Source organism: Bradyrhizobium sp. USDA 241 (assembly GCF_049739505.1).
Classification (GTDB): domain Bacteria; phylum Pseudomonadota; class Alphaproteobacteria; order Rhizobiales; family Xanthobacteraceae; genus Bradyrhizobium; species Bradyrhizobium liaoningense.
On record NZ_JBMGPZ010000008.1, the window covers coordinates 1 to 10,193 of the forward strand.

General features: G+C 61.0%; 8 protein-coding genes and 1 pseudogene. 7 read left to right on the top strand and 2 right to left on the bottom strand.

From position 1 onward, the window contains the following. A pseudogene (locus tag ABIF91_RS45070) lies at positions 1-513 on the bottom strand (transposase); the annotation flags it as partial. 178 nt (positions 514-691) lie between these two features. On the opposite strand from ABIF91_RS45070, the gene ABIF91_RS45075 reads away from it, so the two are divergent. The 7 genes from ABIF91_RS45075 to ABIF91_RS45105 all read left to right on the top strand — a co-directional run bounded on the left by ABIF91_RS45075 (position 692) and on the right by ABIF91_RS45105 (position 9,829). Continuing rightward, positions 692-2,932 carry a hypothetical protein gene (locus ABIF91_RS45075; protein ID WP_284278065.1) on the top strand — a complete coding sequence of 747 codons (2,241 nt, stop codon included), beginning with the start codon at positions 692-694 and terminating at the stop codon, positions 2,930-2,932. Between the two features lie 168 nt (positions 2,933-3,100). Then, entirely contained in the window at positions 3,101-4,051 is a 951-nt protein-coding gene (locus ABIF91_RS45080) for an FkbM family methyltransferase (RefSeq protein WP_051393963.1), read from the top strand. 12 nt (positions 4,052-4,063) lie between these two features. After that, positions 4,064-5,722, top strand: coding sequence for a glycosyltransferase family 4 protein (locus ABIF91_RS45085; protein ID WP_210163995.1), 1,659 nt, complete (start codon positions 4,064-4,066; stop codon positions 5,720-5,722). Further along, complete coding sequence (locus tag ABIF91_RS45090) at positions 5,719-6,588, top strand: glycosyltransferase family 2 protein (RefSeq protein WP_035718375.1); 870 nt, start codon at positions 5,719-5,721, stop codon at positions 6,586-6,588. The genes ABIF91_RS45085 and ABIF91_RS45090 overlap by 4 nt, the downstream gene beginning before the upstream one ends. A 140-nt stretch (positions 6,589-6,728) precedes the next feature. After that, entirely contained in the window at positions 6,729-7,820 is a 1,092-nt protein-coding gene (gmd, locus tag ABIF91_RS45095) for a GDP-mannose 4,6-dehydratase (RefSeq protein WP_424579915.1), read from the top strand. Between the two features lie 114 nt (positions 7,821-7,934). Next, entirely contained in the window at positions 7,935-9,083 is a 1,149-nt protein-coding gene (locus tag ABIF91_RS45100) for a glycosyltransferase (protein WP_028180922.1), read from the top strand. 44 nt (positions 9,084-9,127) lie between these two features. Next, complete coding sequence (locus tag ABIF91_RS45105; RefSeq protein WP_051393964.1) at positions 9,128-9,829, top strand: NUDIX hydrolase; 702 nt, start codon at positions 9,128-9,130, stop codon at positions 9,827-9,829. Here ABIF91_RS45105 and ABIF91_RS45110 read toward each other — a convergent pair. Beyond that, the coding region (locus ABIF91_RS45110; RefSeq protein WP_424579916.1) for a hypothetical protein at positions 9,826-10,193 on the bottom strand (368 nt) is incomplete at its 5' end. The genes ABIF91_RS45105 and ABIF91_RS45110 overlap by 4 nt on opposite strands.

Below are 10,193 nucleotides of genomic sequence, written 5' to 3' on the forward strand. Positions count from 1 at the left end.
TCGTCGTACCGCTATCGTTCATGACCAGCCCCTCGCGGCGCATCAGCACCAGCAGACGACGGTAGCCGAACCGGCGGCGGATCGCCGCCAGCTCGCGCAGGCGGGCGCGTACGGCCGCATCATCGGCTCGCCCGTTGCGATAGCGCACCGATGCGCGATCTGCCCCCAAGGCTTTGCACGCCCGCCGTTCGCTCACTTCGAAGTTGGTCCGCAGATGAGCGACGGCCTCTCGCCTCGCGGCGGGCGTCACCATTTTTTTGACGCAACGTCCTTGAGCATGGCGTTGTCGAGCATTGCCTCGGCCAGGAGCTTCTTCAGCTTGGCGTTCTCGTCCTCCAATGCCTTCAGCCGCTTGGCATCGGATACCTCCAGGCCACCGTACTTGGCCTTCCATTTGTAGAATGTTGCGCTCGAGATCCCGTGTTTGCGGCAGACATCAGCCGTCGCCACACCCGCCTCCTGCTCCCGCAAAATCCCGATGATCTGCTCTTCCGTGAACCGACTTGGCTTCATGGTCCATCTCCTCAGAGGTGACGGACTCTACCCATTCTTGGAGGAGTTTGCGGGGCTCAGACCATGGCCGGTGGCGTTCTGAAAGCAGATTGTTCAAGCCGGTCGCTTCAGCGCAGTAGTTTACCATTCCCCACGATATGGTCTAAGACCGCCTCCCGAAACCGAACCCACAAGCCCCATGCTCAGCGCCATCCTGTTCCAGCCATTGCCCTCCGCATTGATCGCGTTGGCGGCGTTCTTCGTGATAATATGGCCGGGCTACGCGCTGCTGCATCTCGCGGGGCATGGCCGGCATCGCTGGTCGGCGGCGCTGTTTGCCGGGCCGGCGGTGACCCTTGCGCTGTGGATCATTGCGCTGTCCGGCGCGGCGTGGGCCTCAGTCCCGCTGAAGAACATCTTCGGCCCGGTCTGGATCGCCACCCTGCTGCTCGCCGCCCTCGGCGTGGCGTTGCGGCTCTCCGTCAACCGGCGCGTCGCAGCGAATGCCGTGGACACACGGCAGGACCGGCTGTGGCTCTGGGCCACGGCGGCCCTGCTGCCGCTGCTCATGATGCCCGCAACCCTGCGCTATGGCCTCGGCGATTTCGTCAATTCGACCTATGCCGACCCGTGGTCCTACATCATGGTCGCCGACTATCTGTCGACTGTCGCCCGGGGCGCCGAGGGCGGGCTGTCGTCCTTGCATCAGTATGCCTCGCATTTGATGAATACGCGCAACGCCTCCTCTGCCATCCTGGCGCACCTCGCTTTCGGGTTCGGCGGCATCAAGGCCGATCAGGCCATGGCGCCGCTTTGTCTGCTGCTGCTGTTCGCCAATACCAGCGCGCTAATCGGCTTCGCCCGCAACAGCTTCAGATCCGCCGAAGCCGCGCTCGGCCTGGCCCTGCTGGCGGGATCGGGCTGGCCGGCCAACATCGTCTTTGCCGGCAATTTCGACCAGCTTCTGCTGCTGCCCATGTTACCGCTGATCGCCGCGCTCGCCCTCCGTGCCGGCGGCGGTATCAACCTGCGGGGCGCGAGTGTCCTGATCGGTGTGCTCAGCGCAGCCGCGCTGCTTGCCTATGTCGAACTGGCCTTTATCGGTTTGGTGATCGCGATGGCATTTGTCGTCGCGCCCGGCACCCGGCTCCGTTTGGCAATTGGCCGGACCCTGCTGGTGTGCTGCATTGCCGTCCCGGTTTTCGTGCTCTTGACGTGGCCCGGCCTAGACGCGTTGATGACCATGCTGAAAAGCCAGTATTCAACGACGGCGGCGGGCGCGGTCCGGCCGGGCGACGGCTATTTCCTGGGGCTGTTGGCGTTGGGGCGACTTCCCGACACGCTCTGGGCGCTGGGCGGCGAATATTCCCAGAGCCGCTGGATCGCATTGCCGTGGATACTCGGCGCCCTGCTCTGCGCCGTAACGCTGCTGGGTGCCTGGGTCGAACGCAGGCGCTGGGGAGCTATTCTTGCCTTGGCGACAGTGGCCGCGGCCTTCCTTCATTTCGCCGTTCTCGAGCATTATAGCTACGCCGCCTACAAGATCATCAGCGTCAATTTCTGGATGATCAGCTTTTTCACCGTCGCTGGCGGGATCTGCCTAGCGGAATGGGCAAAGCCACGACTGTCGCAGCGCGTCTCAATCGCGGCCGTCGTCACCACCGTCCTGCTCGTCGTGGTGGCGGAACGCACCGTCGTGCAGGCCAATGTGATCCGGTTCAAGCATAACGCCCTGCAGCAAAAGGCGTATCGCGAGGCGCAGACGATCAGCGGCCTGGCGCAGCACGCGCCCACCTTGCTCGCCGTACGCGACGACGTCGCGAATGAATGGGCCGTGTTCTATCTGTCCGACATGTCGCTACTGATCGCGCCCTATCGGATTTTCATGGCGCAGGCCCACGTCATCCCGTTCATGGAACGGGCAAAGCCTGTGGACCCGGCCGCAATCCGTTACATCGTCACCGACCGCAACGACACGATCCGCGCACCGCTCTGGGGCGCGCGGCGGATCTGGGACGGCGAGGCCTACAGCCTCTGGGAAGTTGACGACAGCGCTTGGACCGTGCTTGCCGACGTCATCAATCCCAATGGGATCGAGCCGGGTGGCATCTGGCTGGGCGGCGGGAAAACCGACGTTCTGGTGGTGGCGGGACGGGCAGGTCCAGCCGCCCTCTTCGCCAACGTCCAGCCTGGCCCGCGGGCCGCGCCGGAAGCGCAACAGTTTCATGTTACCATCGGAAATGGCGCCGGCGGCCGCACAATCGAGATCCAGCCAGGCAAAATCAGGATTCCCATCGACCTGACCGCCGGAAAGAGTTCGATCAGCATCACGATCGACGATCCCGTCGGTGGAACAATACCTACCACTGGTGACGCTAGACCCATGATCCTACGCATCATGGATTACGGGATCGAGCTAAGCATAAAGCCCTCAGGCTGACCTCAGCCAGTTCTAACCAGCGTGGTGGCAAGGAACTGCCGCATCCACAGTGCCCGTCAGGTCGGCTTGCGGTGCCCCCGTGCTTTTAGAATGGGGATAGGTTAAGACCCCGCGGACAAAACTCGGGTCGGCGTCGATTCGGCTACCCATATTTCGAGGACGTCGCGTTTGATCTCCTACGCTCAAAATTTCGAAGACGTCATGCTCGCGCGCGTGTTCGCTGGCCGCGACAGCGGCTTCTATGTCGATGTCGGCGCCGCCGATCCGGTCAATCTGAGCGTGACCAAGTGGTTCTACGATCTCGGCTGGAGCGGCCTGAACATCGAGCCCAACAAGCAGCTATTCGATCGGCTGGCGGCAGACCGGCCGCGCGACATCAATCTGGATTGCGGTGTTGGCGCCATTGCGTCGAAAGCCCAGTTCCTCGAGCTGGACGTCGGCGAGCTCTCGTCGTTCGACGACCGCGTCAAGCATAACGCGGATAGCAGCGGCGCCTCGGGAGCAACCCGAACTGTGTCTGTGGTGCCACTGACGGACCTGCTCGCGCAGCATTGCGAAGGGCGGGTCATCGACTTTCTCAAGATCGATGTGGAGGGCTGGGAGCTCGAGGTTCTCAAGGGTCTCGATCTCCGCCGGTTTCGTCCGATCGTCATTCTGGCCGAGGCGACGGTGCCGCAGACCCGGGTGGAATCCCACGCCGAATGGGAGCCGCTGCTCCTCGCCGCCGATTATGCGTTCGTTTACTTCGATGGCGTCAACCGATTTTACCTGGCGAACGAACACGCCGACCTGAAAAAACATTTCACCAGTCCGCCCAACGCATTCGACGAATTCGAAACCTTCCCGCTGGTTCGCGCGAAAGCCGACGCAGCGGCCCGGCTCGAGGCCATGCAAAAGCTCGAAAGCAGCCTGATCGAATCGGAGCGCGATCGCGCCGACCGTTTGACGGAGATCCACGCGCTAGAAAGCGAGCAACAGCATCTGAGCGCCGAGGTCAACGAACTGAATAGCATGATTAGTCAATTGAACGCCCAGCTCAAGCGGGTTCGCGAGAACCTGGTGTGGCGCATCACGCACCCGAGATGGCTCGAGCGAATTCGCACCACAAGGCAACGCTAAGAGGTCTCAGCCGTGTCTTCAAAAGCTGCCGATCGCAAATACCTGCGCACTATCGTGGTCGATTTGACGCCCGTTCTTCCGGGGGGAGAAAATGGCGGCGCCAAGGTGTTCGTGCTGGAACTGCTGCGCCGTCTCGCCGAGCGCGCGCCGAAAACCCAGTTTGTCCTGCTGACGCAGGCCGCCGCTCACAAAGAACTCGGCACGCTCGACCGCGCGAATATCCGACGTGTGATGGTCCTCGACCACAGCAACCCGCCGGTTCTTCGATCGCTGGGAACGGAATTATCTTCCCGGCTGCTGCGTCTCCTGCCGGAACGTCCGAGGCGGATTGTGCGACGTGCGATCAACCGTCTGAAGCCGATGCTCAGGGACACGGTGCCGCACGTCGTACGAGAGCAGAATGCGGACCTGTTGTTCTGTCCGTTTACTGCGCCCACCTATTTTGAGCTTGGTGTCCCCACGGTCTCTGTCATCTACGATCTGCAATACAAGACCTATCCGGAGTTCTTTCCCGAGGCCGACGTGGCGCAGCGCGACCGCACCTTTGTCGATGCGGCGCGGTGCTCCACGGCGCTGGTCGCCATCTCCGAATATTCGCGGCAGGCGGCGATCGAACACGGTCGTCTCGATCCTGCCCACATCAAGACGGTGCACCTGCATATTTCGCAGCACAGCCTGCGCAACGCCGCGCGAGACGAGTCGATCCTGGATCGGCTCCAGCTGGTTGCGGGGCAGTACCTGATCTATCCGGCGAATTTTTGGAAGCACAAGAACCACGACATGCTGATGACGGCTTTCGGCATCGCCCGCAGCAGCCGACTGGATCACAATGTGCGCCTGGTATGCACCGGCGCGCCTGGGGCGCGACAACGATGGCTGAAGCAGGCCGCGGAGGGCCTCGGGCTCGGGGACCATGTCCTGTTCCCGGGTTATCTCGCCAATGCCGAGCTTCTGGCCCTGGTCACTAACAGCGCAGGCGTGATCTTTCCCTCCCTGTATGAAGGCTTTGGATTGCCGGTCATCGAAGCGATGGCGACTGGCGTGCCTGTCGCCTGCAGCAATGTTACGTCGCTGCCGGAAGTCGCTGGTGATGCCGCGATTCTGTTCGATCCCCGCATCCCCGACGACATCGCCCGCGCGATGATTGCCCTCGCCCATGACAAAGACCTGACCGCGCGATTGGTGCGCGCCGGAGACCTGCGCGCGGCGCAATTTTCGGACTCAAAGCTCATGGCCGAGCAATATTGGGAGATTTTCCAGGAAGCGGCCGGACTCGAATATCGGTCGAATTTGCTGGTTGGCATTCACCCCGACGGCTGGGCCGGTCCGAACCCGAAAGTGCAGGTATTGGCCTCGACCCAAGCCCGAACCCTTGATTTCGAAATCGCGCTTCCAGGCTGGGCACCGGTCTCCAAGATGACCATGCTAATTCGGCAGGGCAGCGATAAAAAATCCAAGGTCACCTTGTTGCGTGGCCGAAACGGAAAAGTCTCGGTCCCGCTGCCGCTGGCAGGCGGTTTCTTTGACATCGAGATATCGCCCTCTTTCGTTCCGGCGCTAACAGGAGCCGGTGACGACTTGCGGGAATTGTCGGGCATCGTTGTGAAATGTGAGATCGTGCATGCCGACGGCCAGCGCATCTCGTTGTTCCCAGAAAGCAGCTCGACATGAAGGTCAGTGTTGTCACGCCGTCCTACAATCAGGGACAATTCATTCGACGCACGCTTGAGAGCGTCGCCTCGCAAGGCGGGGCCGAGATAGAGCATGTCGTGTTCGATGGCGGCAGCACGGACGACACGGTGGAGGTGCTCAAGCGCTTTGGCAACGGCATCCGATGGACGTCAGAGAAAGACAAGGGGCAGACCGACGCGGTCAACAAGGGGTTGCGCGCCACCGATGGCGAGATCATCGGCTGGCTCAATTCGGATGACATCTATTATACCGACGCGATCGCACGCGTCGTTGCATTTTTCGAGACCCATCCGGATGTCGATGTGATCTACGGCATGGCCGATCACATCGATCTGGTCGATTACGCGTTCGAAGCCTACCCGACCGAGCCCTGGAATTTCGAGCGCCTGAGGGACACCTGTTTCATTTGCCAGCCGGCCGCGTTCTTCCGCCGGCGCGTCGTCGAGCAGCACGGGCTGCTCGACGAAAGCCGCAATTTTTGTATGGACTACGAGTACTGGCTGCGCCTCGGCAAGGCGGGCGTCCGCTTCGCCTATCTGGAACAGAAACTGGCCGGCTCCCGGCTTTATGCCGAAAACAAGACCCTGGGCTCACGCCTGAAGGTGCATGGCGAAATCAACGACATGCAGAAGGCGCTGTTTGGAACGGTGCCCGATCGCTGGCTGTGGAACTACGCACACGCCGTGATCGACGAGCGGGTCGATCGAAAGACGTCGCCACGCTGGTTCGCCTTGCGCATGATCTTCGTGATGCTGAAGGCCGCCAGGCGCTGGAACGGGCGGATTTCCCCCGAAATGAAAACTGATCTTTGGGGCCTGTGGCGCAGCTTTCTAAAACGACCTTGATCGCATTGATTCCACCGGTAATCTATCCTAAAAGGCTGAAAATTCGGCAATCTCGCCCCTCCCCCATCCAAGCCGAAACTAACGTATCTCGCTTGTCTGAAGAGAGAGGTCTGGCCCATGCATCAAGAGATTTTTTCTTCATGACGAAAAAGACCGCATTGATCACAGGCGTCACCGGCCAAGACGGCGCTTACCTTGCCGAGCTGCTGCTGACCAAGGGTTATTCCGTGCACGGCATCAAGCGCCGGACGTCGTTGATCAACACCGATCGCATTGATCATCTCTACCACGACCCACACGAGCAGGGACTCGATTTCACCCTGCATCATGGCGACCTGACAGACTCCTCCAGTATCATCAGGATCGTCGAGCAAGTCCAGCCGGATGAGATCTACAATCTCGCGGCACAGAGCCATGTCGCTGTCTCGTTCGAGGAGCCCGAATACACCGCAAATTCCGACGCGCTTGGCCCGCTGCGCATTCTCGAAGCCATGCGCGTTCTGGGGCTGGAGAAAAAGTCCCGGTTTTATCAGGCTTCCACATCGGAGCTCTACGGTCTCGTTCAGGAAACGCCGCAGAAAGAAACTACGCCGTTCTATCCACGCTCGCCCTATGCCGTTGCCAAGCTTTACGCATACTGGATCACCATCAATTATCGCGAAGCCTACGGGATCTACGCCTGCAATGGCATTCTGTTTAATCACGAGTCACCGCTCCGAGGAGAGACGTTTGTCACGCGCAAAATCACCCGCGCATTGGCCCGTATCAAGCTCGGCTTGCAGGACCGCGTGCATCTTGGCAACCTCGATGCCAAGCGCGACTGGGGCCACGCGCGCGACTATGTCGAAATGCAGTGGCTGATGCTGCAGCAGGACAAGGCCGAGGACTACGTCATCGCCACCGGCGAACAGCATTCTGTGCGCGACTTCATCAAGTATGCCGCCGAAGAGGTCGGCATGAAGGTGCGCTGGGAAGGCCAAGGCGTCGAGGAAAAAGGCTATAATGCCGAGACCGGCAAGTGCATCGTCGCGATCGATCCGCGATATTTCCGACCGACGGAGGTCGAAACCTTGCTGGGCGACGCTTCGAAGGCCAAGCGCCAGCTTGGCTGGGCACCGCAAACCTCGTTCAGCGATCTCGTCGGCGAAATGATGCGTGAGGATCTCAAGTTGGCGGAACGGGACGAACTCGTAAAGAAGCATGGCTTCCGATTTTTCAATCGTCATGAATGAGGCGGCCTGACCGCCTCCGCTATGCTACCGCCGCGGATGGTTGACCGGCGCCGTCGCGCAAGCGACCGCAGATATGAGCGCCCTCGCTGACGAGGACGATTTCGGGGCAACGACTTGCGTATCCTGCATGCTTATAAAATTTACCGGCCGGACATCGAGGGTGGAATTCCCGCCGTCATGTCGAGCCTTACCCAGACCTCCGATCCTGCCACCAGCCATTCGATTTTATGCGCGCGGCGTCGGGGCACTGCACGCAACGCCGTGATCGACGGCGTCCCGGTCGAAGCTGTGGCATCGCTGGGCACGTTGTTTTCCACACCGCTGGCGCCCGCATATATTCCGGCCTTTGTCCGGCGTGCGCGGTCGGCCGACGTCGTCATCCATCACGCGCCGCTGCCGCTCAACGACGCCGCGATCCTACTGAACCTGCCCGATGACGTTGCCCTGATCGTCTACTGGCATGCTGACATCATCGGCTACTCCCTGCTGAAGCGGTTGGTCTCGCCGCTGATCCGCCGCGTGCTGACGCGTGCCGACAGGATCGTCGTGTCCGGGCAACCGATGATCGACAATTCGGAAATCCTCCGGCCCCACGCAGCGAAATGCACGGTAATACCATACGGCATGGATCTCGATTATTGGCGCACGTTGGATGCGTGCAAGCGCGACATCGTCGAGCAAATCAAACGCGACAGGCCACGCCACATCGTGGCGCTCGGGCGGCTCGTCAGTTATAAGGGTTACGACGTGCTGATCCGCGCGATGCACGACGTAGACGGACAAGCCACCATCATCGGCGAAGGTCCGCTGCTGCCCGAGTTGCAGCAACTGGCGACAGAACTCGGCGTTGCCGATCGCGTGCATTTTGCCGGCCGCCTGCCACGCGGCGAAATCAAGCAATTGTTTCACGCCGCGCAGGTATTTGCATTTCCCTCCGTCACCGAGGCCGAGGCGTTCGGGATCGTTCAGGTCGAGGCTATGGCAGCCGGCCTGCCGATCGTCAATACCAGTTTGGCCACCACCGTCCCTCTCGTTGCGCGGCATGACATGGAGTCGCTGACGGTCGCGCCGGGCGATGCGACGGCCCTGGCCGAGGCGCTGAACCGGATCCTCGATGAGCAGCTATTGGCGCAGCGGCTGGGCGTCGCCGGCCAAGCACGCGCGCTGAGCGAATTCGATCAATCGGCGTTTCGTGCACGAATGGCTGCTGTCTATGGCGACGCATTGCGGACGCGGCGAGATCGTATGATGAGACCGGGCTAATCCCTTGCTTGACGAGGGCGACACCAAGCGGAGTATTGAGCGCCATGAGCGATGAGATGGATTCGCCCGAAGGTAGCCTCGCACGTTATCGCGCGCTACTGGCGGAGAGGCCTGACTATTTCCGCGCCCCCGCAGACAGCCCGATCGCGATTTTGACAGCCGATCAGGACATTCTCGCAGCGCAGAACGAGGAAGCCGCCCGCAGGAAATTGAACGATCTGTCTTTCCCCGATGTCCGCGTCGGCGTCCTCGCCTCCGACCCCTATCTGGGAATGCTAACACGTGACGCCGTGCGCTTTGCTGACCGGTCACTCGGCGTCTACAACCGCCACATCGGCGAGCCCGGCTGCCTCATCATGCCGATCATTGCCGGCTCCATCGTGCTGATCCGGATCTTTCGACATGCCACGCGCGAATGGGCATGGGAATTTCCGGGCGGGCGCGTCTCACCGGAAGAAGACCCGACCGTGACTGCGCGGCACGAACTGGAAGACGAGATCGGGGCGACCAATCCGATCATGCAGCCGCTGGGGAGCGTCCATCCCTACCCGGCCTTTTCCAGCGCCTGTATCCATCTCTTCACCGCAACTGTCGCGCAGATCGGCGGCCCACAAATCGCCGAAGGCATCATCTCTGTCGAGACCGTTTCGTCGGCGCGGCTGTTTGAAATGGTGGACAACGGCGACATCACCGACGCTTCAGCGATCGCCTGTATCCTGAAGGCAAAATTGCGCGGTCTTATTTAATTTAGAACGACGGCCTCAATCTTCAGACTGCGGACGGCCATGCCCAATGGCCGCCAATCCGCGTTAAGCCCGAGCGCATATTGCGAGACGCTGTTTTCGATTTCGAATGTCAGAACGATTCCTTGCGGATCCATGCCGGCACCAGCTGGTAGATCGATCGTCTTGGCCTGATACCCTTCGCCCAATTGGAACGCCCATGTGGCGACATCCACAGCCCCCTGCTTCACACGAACGGTGCGGCTCGGCAATTGCGGGATCAGGAACGGCATAACCTCCATCGTTACACGCAACGGTCCCGGTGCGGGCCGTGCCAATGGCAATTTCAAAACGGCGACGGGACCGACAGTCCAGGGATAGCGGTACG